Source organism: Pannonibacter indicus (assembly GCF_001418225.1).
Lineage (GTDB): Bacteria > Pseudomonadota > Alphaproteobacteria > Rhizobiales > Stappiaceae > Pannonibacter > Pannonibacter indicus.
The window spans coordinates 73,468-92,003 of the sequence record NZ_LIPT01000012.1 but is presented as its reverse complement, the minus strand read 5'-3'; the positions used below and the strand labels follow the sequence as shown (position 1 = coordinate 92,003).

Sequence of the window (18,536 nt, the reverse complement as noted above, 5' to 3'; positions counted from 1 at the left end):
ACCTCTCTCACAAGCGGACAGTCCGTTTCCCCCCCCTCTGCCCCATGCCGGGGGCAACTCCCCCTCAAGGGGGAGAGGAGCTGGTGCCCTGTCAGGCCCGCGCCATCTGGATGTCCTTCACCACGATGCCGCCATCGATCACCACCGGCTCGTCATCGAGGAACAGCGAGCAGCCGCGCATCGGGATGTCGAGGTGGCAGGCGGTGTCGTTCGGTCCGCCCAGCTCGTTGTTCGGGCCGGTGGAGAACATGACGTTGCCGTAGAAGCTGCGCGGCTCCATACCCATGCCGCCGGGGAAGGCGCCGGGCACCATGTTGTGCCACCTGGCATGGGGGTTCATGCCCCAGCCCACATGACTCATGCCCATGCCGCGCGGATCGTTGAAGGCGTCCATGTAGGACTTCACCAGCTCCGCATCGAGGCCGCCGCGAATGTCGCGCACGAAACCCTTTTCGATGGTGTAGATGATGGGCTCGCGCACATAGATGTTCTGCGGCAGCAGGATGTCGCCCGGCGCCACCACGATCTGCCCGTCCACACCGTCATCATCCCCGCCCGTGAAAACGAAGCCCGAGGGCCAGTGGTCCCAGCGGCCCGGCTCGTCGGTGCAGGCATATTCCGTCACCGTGGGATAGGTGTTCAGCTTGTAGGTGACATCCGTGCCATGGGGCGAGGTGATGCGCATGACCTTCGCCCTGGCCAGCATTTCCCCGGCGATCTCCACCTTCTCGCGGATTTCCTTCGTCGGCAGCATGCGCGCCAGCAGCTCCGGCGGCTCCACGGCGGTGAGAATGCGCGTGCCGGCGGCCTGAATGGCCATCTGCTCGGGCGAGAACAGCAGGAATACGCAGTCGATCAGCATGTCACAGGCCTTCAGCGCTTCCACTGCGTCGGGCATGGCGGCAAGGCCGGTGACGCCGACGTTCCAGCCGCTCATCGGCAGCGGGGCAGGCAGGCGCATGTGATACATCAGCGCGCCAAGACGCTGGCCTGCGGCCATGAAGGCATCGGCATAATCAAGCCGGTCGCTGCCCTGCGTCAGGACGATGAGCTTCTCGCCTTCATGCACGCCCGACATCTTCAGCTGATGCAGGCAGATCTCGGTAAAGCTGGCGTGGTCCATGTGCTGTGTCCTCGTTTTATCTCTTGGGGCTCAAGGCTTGAAATCCATGACGGCGGAGAGGAAGCCCTCCAGATCGTCCCAGGGGATCATGTGCCCGGCCTTTTCGACGATCATCACCTCGATGCCCGGCGAAAGCTGGCAGATCTCCGCGATATCTTCCTTGCCGATCACCGCAGCCCCGCCCGCGACCACGAGGCGCATGGGAAGACGCAGATGCGGCAGGTCGGCGTGAATGTCATCCGTGTGGAAGCCGTCATAGGCGGTTCGGATGGCGTCGAGCTGGCAGGTGTGCAGCCACTCGGCCCGCAGCGCGTTCTGCTCGTCCGTCCAGGTGGGGCAGAAGCGGCGCATGTCCTCGCCAGAACAGCCCTTCTGCGCCATGAGGATGGACTCCTCATACCAATTCCAGGCCGAAGGATAGGCCCGCCGTCCGGGGCCGGAGACCGGCGGATCCACCAGCACGAGGCCGGAGAAGGCTTCCGGCGCCTTGCGGGCAGCGCGGATGGCGGTGCGGGCGCCCATGGAATGGCCCAGCACCACCGGCTTGCCGAGACCGGCGGCCTCCGCCACCGCAATGGCATCTTCCGCCATGGCATCGAGCGAATAGTCGAGCGCGCCAGCCTCACTCAGGCCCCGGCCGCGCACGTCCAGCACATGCACGTCGAAAGCCTCAGCGAGGCGTTCGGCGACAAAGCCCCAGGTCACCGCCGGCGAGGTGATGCCCGGAATGAGCAAGAGCGAAGGCCCGTTGCCCGCGTGATGCACCAGATGCTGGCGGATGCCATTGGCGTGAACGTTGTAGCCGCGTGCCATCACCCGCCCCCTCAATATGCGCCGGACAGCAGCCTGCCGCCGCCGGGAACGCGGGTGCCGAGATCCAGCGCTTTCAGCATCTGCCATGTGGTGGCGATGGCCGCCGTCAGCACCGGCTTGCCGGTGATGGCTTCCGCCATGGGCACGGCCGGCAGCGAGGGCATCTGCACGCAGGCGGACAGAACCACCGCGTCCACGTCATCGGTCTTCATGCCCTTGACGATGCCCGGAAGGTTCATCGGGTCATGGGCGGCAACGGCCAGATTGTCCGGGATTTCCAGCGCCCGCCAGTCGCTCACCTCGATGCCTTCATTGCGGATATAGGCAACGACCAGCTCCGTCAGCGGCTTCATGTAGGGAGCGACCAGCGCGATTTTCTTCGCGCCGATGGCCCGCAGGCCTTCAACCAGCGCCCCGGCGGAGGTGACAACCGGCGCGGGATTGCCGTTCCCGGCCGTCACCCCATGCAGGCGGGTCTGGCTCTGGCAGTGATAGCCAAGGCCCATGGCCATGATCGCCACGAGGCAGGCGTAACCCATCACGTCAACGCGGGCATCGGAAAGCTCCAGCGCGCAACGGTCGCTGTCCGCATCCATCGCCGCCAGTTCTTCCTTGGTCACATGCTTCATGCGCATGCGGGAGGAGTGGAAGGTGAACCGCTCCGGCGCAATCTGCTCGCGCATGCGCAGCAGCGCCGGGATCTCCGTTTCCATCGTCACGTTTGAGCTCGGGACGATCTGCCCGATCCGGTAGGTCTTCATGCCTGTGGCTCCCTCCATTCACTGGAAGCCACGTTAATTATTCATTTGAATAATAACAAGCCCATTTTTTCACCGTGCCGCCATATCGCGCTGCACCATCATTCAGCAGAGGTGAAAAAAGCCAGAGTGCTGTGATGCACCTGCACCGTGGCAAGGCCCCTCATTCCCCCTCCCCCTTGAGGGGAGGGAGAGGCCCACCCGATCACAACGGCGCGCGCAGTCCCGCCGAAAGGAAGCGCACGAGATGGTCCAGCATCTCGTCCTTGCCGAAGGCCGTGAGGTGGCCTTCCGTCAGGTCGCCGATGCGGCCCAGGTCATTGAGCATGAAGAGATAGGCGCCGACGAGGAAGGCCATGCGCACGCTGATGATATCCTTCGGCACATGCGGCAGGATGCGGGATAGAACCGCGATGTAGCGCTTGACCGAGGCGTCATAGACCTCGCGGCGCAGGCGCAGCGCATGTTCCTCCGGCTCGGCGTGGAGCCGGGCCTGCATGGCGACAAAAGCGGCACCGTTAGGCCCGGAATATTTCATGTCCCATTGAGGCTTCAGATAGGCAAAGACCACATCCTCCACCGTGGGCGTTTCGCTGAACTCCAGCAGCCGGTCGAGATTGACATGCCGGTGCCCGGCCAGCACCCCGCCCCGGCGGCGGAAACACTCATCGAACAGATCCACCTTGGAGCCGAAATAGTAGCGGATCAGTCCCTGATTGACCCCGGCGCGGGCCGCGATATCCCGCAGGTTCGCGCCCTCAAAGCCCGCTTCGGCAAAGGCCAGTTCCGCATGGTCGAGGATCTGGTCCTTCAGATCCGGCGCAGCACCCGCCTGCCCGCCCCGCGCCGGACGCCCCGGCCCGCGCGGCTTTGCCCGCTTAGCCGCGCCTGATTTCGCCTTCGCGTCTGCCGCAGGTGTCTTGCTGGTTTCCGCCACGCGGATTTCCTCATGTCTGGTGTCTGCCCCCAACCGGAGGGCCGTGTTTGCATTGAAAGGCCAGTCAGGCTCCAACCCCTCTCCCCTCCCCTCAAGGGCTACCGGATTCACACATCGTATAAAAGAGGCTGCAAGCGCTGCTTTGATGCTGGAAAAGGTAAGCAGTTTCAGAGCCTTCCTTCTCTGGCTGAAGCCTCTCGTTTCCCCTCCCCTCAAGAGGGAGGGGAATGGAGAGGCCGTGCCTTTGAAACAACCGCTGCCTGACTGGCCACCCCAGGTAAAGACTACCCCGCCGCAGGGCAAAAGATTGCTGATTCATACATTCATATTATTCAATTGAATAATTAAATCAGCCGCTTCAGCAAGGCAAGGAAGGTTGCCTGTTCCTCCGGCGATAGAGGCGCAAGCGTTGCCTCTGTGATGGCGCGCATCTGCGGCACAATCTCGTCCAGCAGATCGCGGCCTGCCTGCGTGGTGGAAAGAAGATGGCGGCGCTTGTCCTCGCCGTCCTTTTCCAGCCGGATCAGCCCGCGCGCGATCAGCCGCGTGACGACCCCCTTCGTCGTCGCCGCATCCATGCCCGCCAGCCGCCCCAGCGCATTCTGCGACACCGGCCCGCGCACCTCGCGCAGGCGGAACAGGGTGGAAAACTGTGTCGGTGTCAGCCCGCCGGTCATCCGCTCCGTGAAAATCGAAATATGCCGCTGATAGGCAAGGCGCAGCAGAAAACCTGCCTGTTCGTCCAGCACATAGGCCTTCTCACTGGCCTTGTCATTTCCGGATGCTGTCATCAGCCTGCAGTCTCCCCGCCGGTCTTTTTTGTTTGAATCTGCCTTATCACGAGTTCCGCAGCAAAGGTTACAGTTTCGCATGAGCATCAGCCCGGATGCAGGCCGCGCCCCGGCGCGGCATTGGGCAAATCTGCGGCTTGCACAGTATTTGCGCAGAAATAAGTATCATCCCGTAAAAATTCATTTGCATACATACAAATTTTTTGCTCAACTCCTGTCAACGCTCCCCCGAGAGAGCGATCCAGAGGGTACCATGACCGACACGTTCTGCCTGACCGTGAACGGGGCACGCCACGTGCTGCCGTATCCGGAAGACCGCACGCTTCTCGACATCCTGCGCAGCGAGCTGAAGCTGACGGGGGCGAAATATGGCTGCGGCATGGCCCAGTGCGGGGCTTGTACCGTGCTGGTGGATGGCAGGCCAGCCCGCGCCTGCGTGCTGCGCGCCTCCCGCGCCGCAGGGTGCAAAATCACCACGCTGGAAGGCCTGGCTGACGCTGAGACTGGCGCGCTTTCCCCCGTGCAGCAGGGCTTTCTGGAATGCGAGGGCGCACAATGCGGCTATTGCCTCAATGGCATGGTGATGACCGCGACCGCCCTTCTGGCAGACAATCCCAGCCCCTCACGCGAGGAAATCCGCGCCGCCCTGCGCCATAACCTGTGCCGCTGCGGCACCCATCTGGAAATCATCGCGTCGATCGAGCGCGCCGCCGAGCTCCTGCGCGGAGGTGCGTCATGAACCCCGCCGCCCCTGCCCTCACCATCCACGAGGACCGGCCCAATGGCCGCGCCGTCTATCTGCATCTTGCGGCAGATGGCAGCGCCACCGGCTTCAACGGCCATGTGGACCTTGGCACCGGCATCGAGACGGCTCTGGCGCAGATCGTTGCCGAAGAGCTGGATCTGCCGCTCGGCGCCGTGCGCATGGTGCTGGGCGACACGGCGCTGACGCCGGATCAGGGGCCGACGATTGCCTCCGAAACCATTCAGGTGGCCGCCATCCCGCTGCGCCTTGCCGCCGCGCAGGCCCGTGCGGTGCTGGCCGCCGAGGCCGCCCGCCGCTTCAATGCCCCGGCGGATGCGCTGCGGCTGGAGGCAGGCCTCGCCCACTGGCAGGGCAAGAGCCTCACCTATGCCCAGCTTCTGGAGGGTCTCAGCCTCGACCTGCCGCTGGACCGTTCCGTACCAGTCAAGGCCCCGGCGGAGTACCGCATCGTCGGCCGGAAGACCGGGCGGCGGGACCTGCCGGAGAAGCTGCGCGGCCAGCATCCCTATATCCACGATGTGGATGTGCCCGGCATGGTGCATGGCCATGTCATCCGCCCGCCCTATGCCGGGCGCGACAGCGGCAGTTTCATCGGCCATAGCCTCATCGGCTATGACGAGGCCGCCGTGCGGGGCATGCCGGGCTTCATCGCCATCGTGCGGGAGGCGGATTTTCTGGCGGTGGTGGCGCAGCGGGCCGATCAGGCAGAAGCCATCGCCGAGGCCCTGCCCGTGAACTGGCGCATGCCGCCGGAGCTGCCGGACATGGCCAGCCTGCGCCAGACGCTGAAGGACCATCCCTCCACGCCACGCCCGCTGGACCAGACCGGCGATTTCGCCCGTGGCATTGGCGAATGCGATGTGGCGCGTGAGCGCACTTATGTCTGGCCCTATCACGAGCACGGCTCCATCGGCCCGTCCTGCGCCATTGCCGACTGGGCGGAGGGGCAGCCGGTGGTCTGGTCCGGCACGCAGAACCCGCACATGCTGCGCGGTGATCTCGCCGTGCTGGTGGATCTGCCGCCGGAGGCCATCGAGATCCGCCGCTATCAGGCGGCCGGCTGCTATGGCCGCAACTGCGCCGATGACGTGTGCGGCGACGCGCTGCTGCTCTCCCGCGCCATCGGCCAGCCGGTGCGCGTGCAGCTGACCCGGGCGCAGGAGCACCTGTGGGAGCCCAAGGGCGCGGCGCAGCTGATGGAAGTGCACGGCGGGCTGAAGGCGGGCAGCCTGCACGCCTATGCCATCGACACCTGGTACCCGTCCAACCGCGGGCCCAATCTGGCGCTGCTGCTGACCGGGCGCGTCAGCCCGGAGCCGCGCCCCTCGGACATGGGCGACCGCACCATCATTCCGCCCTACCGTGTGCCGAACAAGCGCATCACCGTGCATGACATGGCGCCGATGGTGCGCGCCGCCTGGATGCGCGGCGTCTCGGCCCTGCCGAACACCTTCGCCCACGAAAGCTTCATCGACGAAATGGCTTTCGAGGCGGGGGAAGATCCGGTGGAGTTCCGCCTGCGGCATCTCGATGACCCCCGTCAGGCCGAACTGGTGCGGCGTACGGCGGCAGAGGCCGGCTGGTCCGCCCGCAGCGGCCCGCGCCTGCGGCGCGAGGGGCGCATGGCCTATGGGCAGGGCTTTGCCTTTGCCACCTATGTGCATGGCACCTTCCCCGGCGTTGCCGCCGCCTCCGCCGCCTGGGTGGTGGATGTGGCGGTGGACACGCAAACCGGCGAAGTCACCCTGACGCGCATCTTCATCGGGCAGGATCAGGGGCTTGTCATCAACCCGGACGGGGTGCGCCAGCAGATCCACGGCAACGCGGTGCAGACCGCCAGCCGCGTGATGCTGGAAGAAGTCACCTTCGACGAGATTTCCCCCACGCCGCAAAGCTGGGCGGCCTATCCGGTCCAGACCTTCCCCGCCGTGCCGGACATCAGCACCATGCTGATCGCCCGCCCGGAAGACCCGCCGCTGGGTGTGGGCGAAAGCGCCGCCGTGCCAAGCGCTGCGGCCATCGCCAATGCCATTTTCGATGCCACGGGCGTGCGCCTGCGCGAGGTTCCCTTCACGCCGGAAAAGATGCGCAGCGCCCTTGCCGCCCATGGCTTTGACGGCGCCGCCGCCCTGCCCGCGCCGGCGCCGGGCAAGAAGGCCCACAGCCTGCGCCGCAAGCTGCTGGGCCTTGGCACGGTGCTGGGCGGCGCGCTCACCTTCGGCGCGGTGGCACTGCCGCTCAACCGGCCGATTGCGCCGGTGGCCCCTTCCGCTCCCGCGTCCTTCTCGGCGGAAACGCTGGAGCGCGGACGGCAGGTCTTCGCCCTTGGCAACTGCGCCAGCTGCCACACGGCGGAAGGCGGCATCGCCAATGCGGGCGGGCGGCCCGTGGTCACGCCCTTCGGCACCATCTACAGCACCAACCTGACACCGGACGCAGAAACCGGCCTTGGCCGCTGGAGCTTCGCGGCCTTCGACCGGGCCATGCGCCACGGCATCAGCCGTGACGGGCACAATCTCTATCCGGCCTTCCCCTACACATCCTTTGCCAAGATGTCGGGCGAGGACATGCTGGCGCTCTATGCCTTCCTGCAGACGCTTGCGCCCGTCAGTCAGGCAACCCCGCAGGCGCAGATGATTGCGCCGGCCAATCTGCGCCCGGCACTGTCCGTGTGGAACCTGCTCTATCACGATGCAAAGCCCTTCATGCCCGAGCCGGCGAAAGGCGAGGTGTGGAACCGGGGCAAGTATCTGGTGGAAGCCGCCGGCCACTGCTCCGCCTGCCACGCCCCGCGCAATGCGGCAGGGGCCGAAATGGCGGAGATGACAGGCGCCATGATCAAGGGCTGGTACGCGCCCGCGCTCTCCGGGGCGCAGGCCACCGCAAGAGGCTGGGACAAGGACACGCTCTTTGCCTATCTGCGGACCGGCCATTCAGAGGCAGCCACCGCCTCCGGCCCCATGGCCGAGGTGACCGCCAGCCTCACCGCCCTGCCGGACAGCGACATCCGCGCCATGGCCACCTATCTCGCCTCTCTGGGTGAAGGTGATCCGAAGGCCGCGCTGGCCCCTGTTGTACTGGCCCCTGTTGCGGAAGCTTCTCCCGCACCCGGACCGGGAAGCCGCATCTATGACAGCGCCTGCGCCGTCTGCCATGAGCCTGCCATTTCCGGCACGGTCACGGCGGCACTCTCCCCGCTCAGCCGCTCTGCCGCCCTGCGCGCCCCAAAGCCGGAGGCGCTGTACTCGGTTCTGGACGAAGGCGTGCGCGCCCCCGATGGCCTCGCCTTGCGCGACATGCCCTCCTTCCACGGCGAGCTGACCGCCAGCAACCGCGAGGCGCTGGCCACCTACCTCCGCCACCGCTTCGCCCCGGACCTGCCGCCATGGTGAGAGGGGACAGATTCCACCGGACTCTCCGCCCCCTCCCCCTCGTGGGGAGGGGGCGGAGACTCTGCGAATTGAAGAGGCCCCGTAACCAATCCTGACCCCCAAACACACAGGACCAAGATCAACGCACACCCATATTGTTAGTATGCAAACAAATATCTGACAGAGAGAGGACAGACCCATGACAGACGCAATTGAAAGGGTGGAAATCGCCGTCATCGGTGCCGGGCTTGGCGGAGCTGCTGCGGCGGCGCTGCTGGCCGGGGCCGGGTTTTCGGTGCACACGTTCGAGCAGGCGCCGGTCTTCACCCGGCTGGGTGCGGGCATTCACATTGGCCCCAACGTGATGAAGATCTTCCGCCGCATCGGCATCGAGAAGAAGCTGGAGTCCATTGGCTCGCACCCGGATTTCTGGTTCTCCCGCGATGGCAACACGGGTGAGTATCTCTCCCGCATTCCGCTGGGCGGCTATGGCCGCCGCGAATATGGCGCCTCCTACATCACCATCCACCGGGGCGACATGCACGCGGTGCAGATTGATGCCCTGCCGCAGGACCGGGTGCATTTCGGCCACAGGCTGATTGCCATTGAAGAGCGCGACAGCGACGTTCTGCTGACCTTCGAGAACGGCCGCAGGATTGCCGCCGGTCTGGTGGTGGGTGCCGATGGCATCAATTCCATGATCCGCGAAATGCTGCTGGGGCCGGAAAAGCCGCGCTTCTCCGGCTGGGTCGGCCACCGGGCGCTGGTCAACATGGACAAAGTGCGCGCCTCGGGGCTTCAGTTCGAGGCCTGCGTCAAGTGGTGGTGGGAAGCCTCGCGCCACATCATGGCCTATGCGACCAAGGGTGACGGCAGCGAATATTACTATGTCACCGGCGTGCCGGTGGATGGCTGGGAGCATGAGACGAGCTTCGTGGACAGCTCGCGCGAGGAGATGGAAGCCATCTTCGGCGGCTCGCACCCCGTGGTGCAGGCGCTGATCGATGCGACCGAAACCGTGACCAAGTGGCCGTTCTGGAACCGTGATCCGCTGAACCTGTGGAGCCGTGGCCGCCTCGTCATGCTGGGCGATGCCTGCCACCCGATGCGCCCGCACATGGCGCAGGGCGCCTGCATGGCCATCGAGGATGCCGCCGTGCTGACCCGGTGCCTGGAGGAAACCGGCACCGGCGGCTACCGCGATGCCTTCGCCCTCTACGAAGCCACCCGCCGCGAGCGCGCCACCAAGGTGCAGACCATCTCCAACGCCAACACCTGGCTGAAGGAGCCGGAAGACCCGGCCTGGGTCTATGCCTACGACCCGCTGACAGCACAGCTCGGCTGACAGACATTCGGGGGCGCTGCGTTGTTCACCACGGTCCGGCGCCTCCGTCCGCCCTCTTGGGGCATGCTGCGGCAAGAGAAGATGCCCTACAGATTGAGCCGCAGCCTCCCGCAGGAACCGGCTCCCGGCACAGCCTCTCGATACCCCTCCCCTCAAGTGGGATGGGAGCGGAGAGGCCGTGCACTGAGGATGAGATCGCATCAATAGTCTTCCCGTCCGGGATGCTTTTAAGCTTCATGAGAGCATTCATCCCGAACGGGAAGATTGCCGTTGATCAATCGATTTTCTTCCTGTACGGTAAGACAATCAGGGAGAAGCCGATTGTTCAGAACAGCAGGGGATTTTGGCGCCGCGATCCGCAAACAGCGCAAGGCGCTTGGCTGGACACAGGCCGGGCTTGCCGCCCGCTCCGGCACGGGCGAACGCTTCATCGTCGAACTGGAGTCCGGCAAGCCCGGCTGCCATCTGGAAAAGGCGCTGACCGTCGCCCGCACCGTGGGCCTCGAAATCGGCGACCTGCGGCAAGTAACCCCTGCCCCTTCCCCCGCAACGCCCCCGGATGACGGCGATCTGGCTTTCCTTCCCGACTTTGGGGAAGGCCGATGACCGAGATCTTCTACGAGGGGCTGCCCGTCGCGCAGCTGCGCTTCGATGGAGAATGGCGGCTGGACTATGAACCGGGCTGGGAGGCGCGCCGGGCGGCCTTTCCCGTTTCGCTGACCATGCCGCTGCGTTCCGGCCCTGTGGAGGCTGGACGCCTGATGCCTTGGCTGGCCAACCTTCTGCCCGAAACGCATCTGGCGGAAATCGGCCAGAAGCTGAAGGTCTCGCCGCAGGATATCGTCGGCCTGCTCAGCCACATTGGCCGGGATACGGCAGGAGCCCTCTCCATCGGCGCGCCGCGCAAACCCGGCATTCACCTGACGCCGGTTCCCGGTGACAAAGCGCTGGAGCGCATACTGGACGAGCTTCCGGCACGGCCCTTTCTCGCCGGTGAGCGCGGCGTTTCCATGTCGCTGGCCGGCGTGCAGGAAAAGCTGCCGGTCTTCGTGACGCCGGATGGCACCCTGGCCATTCCGGTGGATGGCACACCCTCAACCCATATCATCAAGCCGGACACGCGCCATCTGGCGGGCAGCGTCGAGAACGCAGCCTTCTGCCTGGCGCTGGCACGCGCTTGCGGGCTGGAGGCGGCCAGCGCATCCATCGGCACTGCCGGAAAGCGGCGTTACCTGCTGGTGGAGCGCTACGACCGCTTCACGGATGGCCAGGGGGAATTGCGGCGGCTGCATCAGGAGGATCTGTGCCAGCTCACCGGCCAGTTCCCGGCGCAGAAATACGAGCGCATGACCGGCGGCCAGGGCGTCACGCTGAAGATGATGTTTGCCGCCATCGACAGGCTTGTCAGCCCGGCGGAACGGCTGAAGCTGCTGGATGCGGTCATCTTCAACGTGCTGATCTGCAACTCGGATTCCCATGCCAAGAACCATTCCGTTCTGATCGGTGCGGGCGGGTCGGCAAGGCTCGCCCCGCTTTATGACCTGATGTGCGCCGCCGTTTACCGCCACCTGGACCAGAGCCTGCCGCAGGCCATCGGCAGCCGCTACAAGGCGGCGGACCTCAGGGCAGATGACTGGAAGGCACTGGCGCAGGACAACGGCCTAAGCCCCGCCACCACCTTGCGGCGCGTGAGGGAACTGGCAGAGCTGGTCTTGACCCGCAGCGAGGGCACCGCCGCCGCCATCATGAAGCAGGCCGGCGACCCCTCCCGCATTCTGGAGCGCGCCTTGCATGAAATTGCCAAACGCTGCCGCAAGATTTCGAGCCAGCTTTAGCGGCTCCCTGGAGCTACCTCCCGCAGGAACCGGCCCACGGCACAGTCTTTCAGCCCCCCTACCCCTAGTGGGGAGGGGAGCGGAGAGGCTGTGCATTGAAGATGAGAGGGAAGCGTTTCCAGTAGCCGCCCCCCTCAAATCCCCAGATAGGCCTCGCGGATGCGCGGGTCGGCGATGAGGTCTGCTGCGGGGCCTTGCATGGTGATCCGGCCGGTTTCCATCACATAGCCCCGGTCGGCGATCTTCAGAGCGCCGAAGGCGTTCTGCTCCACCAGAAGCACGGTCACATCCAGAGCCTTCAGGCTTTTCACCACGTCGAAGATCTGGGCAACGATGATCGGCGCCAGCCCCATCGACGGCTCGTCCAGCAGGAGGCACGATGGCCGGCCCATCAGGGCGCGGGCCATGGCCAGCATCTGCTGCTGGCCACCCGAGAGGCCTCCTGCCGCCAGATTGCGCTTCTCGCGCAGAACCGGGAACATCTGGAAGGCATCGTCCATGTCCTTTGCCACCCGGTCATCGTCGAAGAGATAAGCCCCGAGCCGCAGGTTTTCCTCCACCGTCAGGTTGGTGAAGATCTGCCGCCCTTCCGGCGACTGGGCGAGCCCGCGCGCCAGACGCCGGTGCGAGGGCACCTTTGTCAGCGTCTCGCCCCGGAAGGTGATGGACCCGGCCGCAAGGGGATGCACGCCCGACAGGCAGCGCAGCAGCGTCGTCTTGCCCGCGCCATTGGCGCCGATCACGGCGACGGTCTCGCCCGAATTGACGGAAAGGTCGAGGCCATGCAGCACCTCGATCCGGCCATAACGGGCACGCAGGCCCTCAACCAGCAGCATGATCAGCTCCCAGATAGGCGGCAATGACAGCCGGGTTGCGGCTGACGCCGGCCGGGTCCCCTTCGGCGATCTTCTCGCCATGGTCCAGCACGACGATATGGTTCGAGATGCGCATGACCATCTTCATGTCATGCTCCACCAGCAGGATGGCGGTGCCTGCGGCGGCGATTTCGGCGATCAGGTGGTCGATCTCTTCCGTCTCCACCGCATTGCAGCCCGCCGCCGGCTCATCCAGCAGCAGCACCTTCGGGGACAACGCCAGCGCCCGGGCGATTTCCAGCCGCTTCAGCGAGCCATAGGAGAGGCTGGCCGCCTCGCGCTCGGCCGCCCGCTCCAGCCCGGCCCGTTTCAGCAGCGCCCGCGCCCCCTCCTCTGCCGCCTTGCTGCGGCGGCGCGAGGCGGGAAGGGCAAAGAGATCGGCCAGCACGGAACCGCGCTCCTTCAGGTGAAACCCGGCGGTGACATTCTCCAGCACGCTCATTTGCTGGAAGATCTGCAGGTTCTGGAAGGTGCGCGACATGCCGCGCCGGGCCAGAAGATGCGGCGGCATGCCGGTCACATCCTCGCCGTTGAGCTTCACCTTCCCTGCACCCGGCTGGTAAATGCCGGAAATCATGTTGAACAGCGTCGTCTTGCCCGCCCCGTTCGGCCCGATGACGGAGACGATCTCACCGGGCTTCAGCGCAAAGGACACGTCATGCACCGCCTTCAGCCCGCCGAAGCTGATGCCGAGGCCCTCGACCGACAAAAGGCTCATCCCTCGCCTCCCCTGATCTTGCGCAGAATGGACGGGATCACCCCCTGCCGCAGGAAGATCATCACCAGGATCATCACCAGACCCAGAACCAGCTGCTCATATTCGGCAAAGACGGTCAGCACCTGCGGCAGCAGGGTCAGCACGGCTGCACCGAAGATGCCGCCCATCACCGAGCCAACGCCGCCGAGCACGGCCATGGTCACCATCTCGACCGAGTGCATGAAGCCTGCCACATCCGGCGTGATGAACTTGTTCTGCAGCGCCAGAAGCGAGCCGGAGACCGAGGCATAGACGGCGGAAATGACGAAGGCCTGCAGCTTGGCCGCCGCCACATCGACGCCCACCGTGCCGGCCGCCACTTCCGAGCCATGCAGCGCCCGCAGCGCCCGGCCCGTGGGGCTGTTGTAGAGATTGAGCGCAAGCCAGGCCCCGAGGATGAGGCAGAGCCCGCAGAAGAAATACCAGAACTGGCCGTTCGTCGGGTCCAGCCCCATGCCTTTCAGCACGGCGCGCAGGCCGAATTCCGGCACGTCGATGCCATCCGGCCCGCGTGTCAGCGCCCGCTCGTTGTTCAGCACCATGGAAATCAGGATGCCCATGCCAAGCGTTGCGATGGCGAGATAATAGCCCTTGAGCCGCAGGATCGGGCGGCCGACCAGATAGGCCAGCACCCCGGACACCACCGCGCCCAGCACCATGGCGAACACCGGCGGCAGACCGAGATGCACGGGGGCCAGCGCGCAGGCATAGGCGCCAATTCCGGCAAAGCCCGCATGGCCGAGACTGACCTGTCCGGCCCAGCCGGTCAGGATGACGATGCCCGTCACGGCGAGGCCGTTGACGAAGATGAGCGCGCCCACCCGGTAATAGAAGCCGGAGGGGAACAGGAGCGGCGCCAGCGCCACCAGCAGCGCCAGAAGGAGAAGTGCCGTTGCTTTGGAAGACAGCCGCATCGCTTACACCCGCTCCGTGGCCTTGCGGCCAAACAGGCCCTGCGGCAGGAAGAAGAGAACCGCGAGAATGACGAGGAAGGCGGCGGCATCCTTGTATTGCGAGGAGATGTAGCCCGCCGTCAGCGCCTCCAGCAGGCCCAGCGTCAAGCCGCCCACAAGCGCCCCCTTCGGGTTGCCCATGCCGCCCAGCATCGCCGCCGCAAAGCCCTTCAGCGCAAGGCCGAGGCCAACGTCATAGGACGTGAGCGTGATCGGCGTCACCAGCACGCCTGCCAGCGCGCCGATGCCCGCCGACAGGGCGAAGGACAGCGTCATGACGAAACCGGTGTTGATGCCCACCAGCTGCGCCGCCAGCGGGTTGTTGGAGGTGGCCAGCACCGCGCGGCCCAGCAGGGTGCGGGTGAAGAACAGCCACAGGCCAATGAACACAGCCACCGCCCCGCCAATCACCCACAGGCTCTGCGGCAGGATGGTTGCCCCGCCGATATGGAACGGCGCATCGCCGGAGAAGGCCGGAAAACTGTGGATCTGCTTGCCGAAGATCAGCTGCGCCGCGCCCCGGATGAAGATCGACGCCCCGATGGTGATGATGACCAGCGACACCACGGGCGCACCGCGTGCAGGCTCGACCGCCAGCTTGTTCATGGCAACGCCAAGGCCCGCGGTGATGACGATGGCGAGCAGCGCCGCCAGCGGCAGCGGCGCGCCGGCAAGATGGGCAAAGACGGTGATCATCCCGCCCAGCATCACGAACTCGCCCTGCGCGAAGTTCACCACATCCGACGCGTTGTAGATGATGGTGAAGCCAAGCGCCGCAAGCGCATACACCGCCCCGACCGTCACCCCCGAAAAAAGAAATTGCAGCAGTTCCGGCATGTCAGTCTCCGGCTGGATATGCAGTGGTCATTGCAGCGTTTGCAGAGGGCATCTGCGCCTTGGCCTGGGAGGACGTTCTGCGGCACGGCCTCTCATTTCCCCTCCCCCTTGAGGGGAGGGGTGAGGGGCGGGGGTACTCCACGGGAGGCCCCGAATAGCCGCTCCTCATCTCCGGACAGCGCATCTGCAACGAAAATACCCCATGTTCTCAGCCCGTTACCCCCACCCCCGGCCCTCCCCTCAAGGGGGAGGGGAGCGGAGAGGCCGGGGCACGAACCACAAGTCAGGCACCAGTTCCTCTCACCCAAGAGCAGCGTTTGCATCAGAGGCAAGGAAGAGGATCGCACTCGCTTCTTGCCGCAGCGCCCCTCTCCGCCCTTGAGGGGGAGATGTCAGCGCGAGCTGACAGAGGGGGGTGGCAGCGCCTCAGCACGGCAGAACCTTTCTCACAAACGGACAGTCAGTTCCCCCCTCTGCCCCTGCCGGAGGCATCTCCCCCTCAAGGGGGAGAGGAACTGGAGCCTGACTGGCTGTCCGATGCAGACACTGCCCCAGGAGGAGCCCCGGACCAAAAGTCCGGGACAGCCCCCCTCGTCACCTCACTCTACGACCGTCCACTTGCCGCCCTTGATTTCCAGCATGCGGAAGGCGGAGAGGTCGAGGCCGAGGTGGTCTTCAGGGGACATGGTGTAAATGCCCGTGGTGCCGGCAAGGCCCGAGGTTGCCTCGATGGCATCGCGGATCGCGCCCGGCTCGGCAGAGCCTGCCCGCGTCAGCGCATCCACGAGGATGAGGAAGGCATCATGGGCATAGCCGCCGAAGGTGCTGACCGGCGTGCCGGTGCGGGCCTCGAATGCGGCCTTGTAGGCATCCACCGCAGGCTTCTGCGGATCGCCATCCTTCAGCAGGTCCGCCACCAGCAGCGCCGTGCCCGGCAGGCGCACGCCTTCGGCCGCATCCTCGCCCGCCAGCTTGATGAAGCCATCGGAGGCAACGCCATGGGACTGGTAGAACGGCAGGCCGACGGCCAGCTGCTTGTAGTTGCGCGTCACGATGGACGGGCCCTGGCCGAAGCCGGGATTCAGCACCGCCTGCACGCCGGCCGTGGCCTTGATCTTGGTCAGCTGCGCCGTCATGTCGGCGTCCTTGGGATCATAGGTCTCGTCGGCCAGGATCTCGATGCCGTAGTCACCGGCCACCGACTTGCACTGCGCCTGCATGGAAGCCCCGAAACCATCCGTGCCGGAAATCATGCCGATTTTCGTCAGGCCGCGCTTCTTCATGTCCTCGAAGATCTTCTGGCAGGCCATGCGGTCGGTATGCGGGGTCTTGAAGGTGTGCGGCTTCACCGGGCTGATGATGTCGATGGCACCGGCCAGCGAGATGAACGGCACTTCCGCATCTTCCGCCACCGACAGGATCGACATGGTGGTGCCGGTCGTGGTGCCGCCGATGATGGCCACCACCTCGTCATCCTCCACAAGGCGGGTGGCGAAGGTGCGGGCCTTGTTGGGGTCGCCGCCGTCATCATAGGAAATGAGGGTGATCTTCTCGCCGTTGACGCCGCCTTTGGCGTTGATTTCCTCGACCAGCATTTCCAGCGTCTTGGCTTCCGGATCGCCCAGGAAGGCCGCCGGGCCGGTTGCGGAAATGGATGCGCCAATGCGGATTTCGGCAAGCGCGCCAGTGACAAGTCCAAGGCCAAGGCCAAGCCCGGCCGCCACTGCCAGCGCAGTTGTCGTCAAATAGGTCTTCATGCTCTCCTCCCACGGAAACCGGACCGGTATGTCTTCTCTTCAGGATGCGGCCCATCCGAACGGCCACTCCTCTGGCCAGCCCGAACGGGGGTATAACGGCAGGGACACAGATCAGCGCTGCCTGCGGGCAGTGCCCGGCGAGCAGCCGTCCAACAGGTCCTTGCGAAGTCCTCCCGCCGGCCCATCCCTGACCGGCAAGGATTATCATTGACCGGCCGGTCGGTTTATGCAAGAGCTTTTTATGTCCGGTCCCATGGCCCGGACGGGAGGAGACAAGACCATGCCAGAAACTGGGCCAGAAACTGCAACCAGCACCGTTCTGGTGGCGCTGGACAACGGCGTGCTGCGCCTGACGCTGAACCGGCCGGAAAAGCTCAATTCGTTCAACGAAGAGATGCACCTTGCCCTGCGCGCCGGCCTGACCCGCGCCCATGAGGATGCGGCCGTGCGCGCCGTGCTGCTGACGGGTTCAGGCCGCGGCTTCTGTGCCGGGCAGGATCTGGGCGACCGCGACCCGCGCAAGGGCGGCCCGGCGCCGGACCTCGGCCACACGCTGGAGACCTTCTACAACCCCACGCTCCGCCTGATCCGCAGCCTCGAAAAGCCCATTGTCTGCGCCGTCAACGGTGTGGCCGCAGGGGCCGGCGCCAATATCGCGCTGGCCTGCGACATCGTTCTGGCCGCAAAATCCGCCCGTTTCATTCAGGCCTTCGCCAAGATCGGCCTCATTCCGGATGCCGGCGGCAGCTGGAGCCTTGCCCGCATTCTGGGCGAGCCCCGCGCCAAGGCTCTGGCGCTGACCGCCGAGCCCCTGCCCGCAGAAACCGCCGCCAGCTGGGGCCTGATCTGGAAGGCCTTGGAAGATGACGCGCTGATGGGCGAAGCCGTGGCGCTGGCCGCCTCGCTCGCCGCCGGTCCCACGCTGGGTCTGGGCCTCACCAAGCGGCTCATTCAGGCTGCGGCAACCAATTCTCTGGACGAACAGCTCGACATGGAGCGCGATTTGCAGCGCCAGGCCGGGCGCAGCGCCGACTATGCCGAAGGCGTCACCGCCTTTCTTGAAAAGCGCAAGCCGGAGTTCAAGGGCCAATGAAACCGCTCAGCGCCATGACCCCGCAGGAAATTGCCGAAGCCTCCGCCCGCTCCCTGTGGGAAGGTGACACTGCCACGCAAGAGCTTGGCATGCGCCTTGAACAGGTCGGCCCCGGCACCGCGACGATCAGCATGACCATCACCGCCGCCATGTCCAACGGGCACGGCACCTGCCACGGCGGCTATCTGTTCACGCTGGCCGACAGCGCCTTCGCCTTTGCCTGCAACAGCCGCAACCAGCACGCCGTCGCGCAGCACTGCTCCATCACCTACCTCCTGCCCGGACGCATCGGCGACCGGCTGACGGCGCAGGCCGTGGAAGTGTCGCGGCAGGGCCGCTCGGGCATCTACGACGTGCGCATCACCAATCAGGACGGCCAGCATCTCGCCGAATTCCGCGGCCACTGCCGCACCATCAAGGGCACGCATATTCCCGAGGGGTGAGGGCTCACGGCACAGCCTCTCCGCCCCCTCCCCCTCGTGGGGAGGGGTGAGGGGTGAGGGTTGGGGGGCCCGGAGCCGGAAA

The 18,536-nt window shown here is 65.6% G+C and carries 17 protein-coding genes; 7 read left to right on the top strand and 10 right to left on the bottom strand.

Translation table 11 applies throughout. The features are described 5' to 3' along the window. Nucleotides 1-91: 91 nt before the first annotated feature. The 5 genes from ASC48_RS15525 to ASC48_RS15505 all read right to left on the bottom strand — a co-directional run bounded on the left by ASC48_RS15525 (nt 92) and on the right by ASC48_RS15505 (nt 4,422). Nucleotides 92-1,123: a 2,5-dihydroxypyridine 5,6-dioxygenase NicX family protein gene (locus tag ASC48_RS15525; RefSeq protein ID WP_055456633.1), complete on the bottom strand. Its 1,032-nt coding sequence runs from the start codon at nt 1,121-1,123 to the stop codon at nt 92-94. A 30-nt stretch (nt 1,124-1,153) separates the two neighbouring features. Continuing rightward, complete coding sequence (locus tag ASC48_RS15520; protein WP_055456632.1) at nt 1,154-1,936, bottom strand: alpha/beta fold hydrolase; 783 nt, start codon at nt 1,934-1,936, stop codon at nt 1,154-1,156. An 11-nt stretch (nt 1,937-1,947) separates the two neighbouring features. After that, the gene (locus ASC48_RS15515; RefSeq protein ID WP_055456631.1) at nt 1,948-2,697 is read right to left on the bottom strand and encodes a maleate cis-trans isomerase family protein; all 750 of its coding nucleotides are present in this window, start codon (nt 2,695-2,697) and stop codon (nt 1,948-1,950) included. Nucleotides 2,698-2,899: 202 nt separating this feature from the next. After that, entirely contained in the window at nt 2,900-3,631 is a 732-nt protein-coding gene (locus tag ASC48_RS15510; RefSeq protein WP_055456630.1) for a TetR/AcrR family transcriptional regulator, read from the bottom strand. Nucleotides 3,632-3,975: 344 nt separating this feature from the next. Continuing rightward, nucleotides 3,976-4,422: a MarR family winged helix-turn-helix transcriptional regulator gene (locus ASC48_RS15505; protein ID WP_055456629.1), complete on the bottom strand. Its 447-nt coding sequence runs from the start codon at nt 4,420-4,422 to the stop codon at nt 3,976-3,978. Between the two features lie 253 nt (nt 4,423-4,675). On the opposite strand from ASC48_RS15505, the gene ASC48_RS15500 reads away from it, so the two are divergent. From ASC48_RS15500 to ASC48_RS15480, 5 genes are all read left to right on the top strand, one after another. Beyond that, entirely contained in the window at nt 4,676-5,161 is a 486-nt protein-coding gene (locus tag ASC48_RS15500; protein WP_055456628.1) for a (2Fe-2S)-binding protein, read from the top strand. After that, a complete protein-coding gene (locus tag ASC48_RS15495) occupies nt 5,158-8,580 on the top strand; it encodes a molybdopterin cofactor-binding domain-containing protein (protein WP_055456627.1) in 3,423 nt (1,140 codons plus the stop codon). The genes ASC48_RS15500 and ASC48_RS15495 overlap by 4 nt, the downstream gene beginning before the upstream one ends. 178 nt (nt 8,581-8,758) lie before the next feature. Next, complete coding sequence (locus ASC48_RS15490) at nt 8,759-9,904, top strand: FAD-dependent monooxygenase (protein WP_055456626.1); 1,146 nt, start codon at nt 8,759-8,761, stop codon at nt 9,902-9,904. Nucleotides 9,905-10,225: 321 nt separating this feature from the next. After that, the gene (locus tag ASC48_RS15485) at nt 10,226-10,510 is read left to right on the top strand and encodes a helix-turn-helix domain-containing protein (RefSeq protein ID WP_055456625.1); all 285 of its coding nucleotides are present in this window, start codon (nt 10,226-10,228) and stop codon (nt 10,508-10,510) included. After that, nucleotides 10,507-11,739, top strand: coding sequence for a type II toxin-antitoxin system HipA family toxin (locus tag ASC48_RS15480; protein WP_055456624.1), 1,233 nt, complete (start codon nt 10,507-10,509; stop codon nt 11,737-11,739). The genes ASC48_RS15485 and ASC48_RS15480 overlap by 4 nt, the downstream gene beginning before the upstream one ends. A 134-nt stretch (nt 11,740-11,873) precedes the next feature. Here the strand turns inward: ASC48_RS15480 and ASC48_RS15475 are convergent, their stop codons facing one another. From ASC48_RS15475 to ASC48_RS15455, 5 genes are all read right to left on the bottom strand, one after another. Further along, complete coding sequence (locus ASC48_RS15475) at nt 11,874-12,575, bottom strand: ABC transporter ATP-binding protein (RefSeq protein ID WP_055456623.1); 702 nt, start codon at nt 12,573-12,575, stop codon at nt 11,874-11,876. Beyond that, nucleotides 12,562-13,332 (bottom strand): ABC transporter ATP-binding protein, encoded by a 771-nt coding sequence (locus tag ASC48_RS15470; protein WP_055456622.1) that lies wholly within the window; start codon nt 13,330-13,332, stop codon nt 12,562-12,564. The genes ASC48_RS15475 and ASC48_RS15470 overlap by 14 nt, the downstream gene beginning before the upstream one ends. Further along, nucleotides 13,329-14,285 carry a branched-chain amino acid ABC transporter permease gene (locus ASC48_RS15465; protein ID WP_055456621.1) on the bottom strand — a complete coding sequence of 319 codons (957 nt, stop codon included), beginning with the start codon at nt 14,283-14,285 and terminating at the stop codon, nt 13,329-13,331. Before ASC48_RS15465 ends, ASC48_RS15470 begins: the two co-directional genes overlap by 4 nt. A 3-nt stretch (nt 14,286-14,288) precedes the next feature. Continuing rightward, nucleotides 14,289-15,161 (bottom strand): branched-chain amino acid ABC transporter permease, encoded by an 873-nt coding sequence (locus ASC48_RS15460; protein ID WP_055456620.1) that lies wholly within the window; start codon nt 15,159-15,161, stop codon nt 14,289-14,291. A gap of 599 nt (nt 15,162-15,760) precedes the next feature. Continuing rightward, complete coding sequence (locus ASC48_RS15455) at nt 15,761-16,918, bottom strand: ABC transporter substrate-binding protein (RefSeq protein WP_055456619.1); 1,158 nt, start codon at nt 16,916-16,918, stop codon at nt 15,761-15,763. Between the two features lie 280 nt (nt 16,919-17,198). Here ASC48_RS15455 and paaG point away from each other — a divergent pair, with 280 nt between their 5' ends. Next, entirely contained in the window at nt 17,199-18,011 is an 813-nt protein-coding gene (gene paaG / locus ASC48_RS15450; RefSeq protein WP_055456659.1) for a 2-(1,2-epoxy-1,2-dihydrophenyl)acetyl-CoA isomerase PaaG, read from the top strand. Further along, nucleotides 18,008-18,454: a hydroxyphenylacetyl-CoA thioesterase PaaI gene (paaI, locus tag ASC48_RS15445; protein WP_055456618.1), complete on the top strand. Its 447-nt coding sequence runs from the start codon at nt 18,008-18,010 to the stop codon at nt 18,452-18,454. The genes paaG and paaI overlap by 4 nt, the downstream gene beginning before the upstream one ends. The last annotated feature ends 82 nt before the right edge of the window (nt 18,455-18,536 follow it).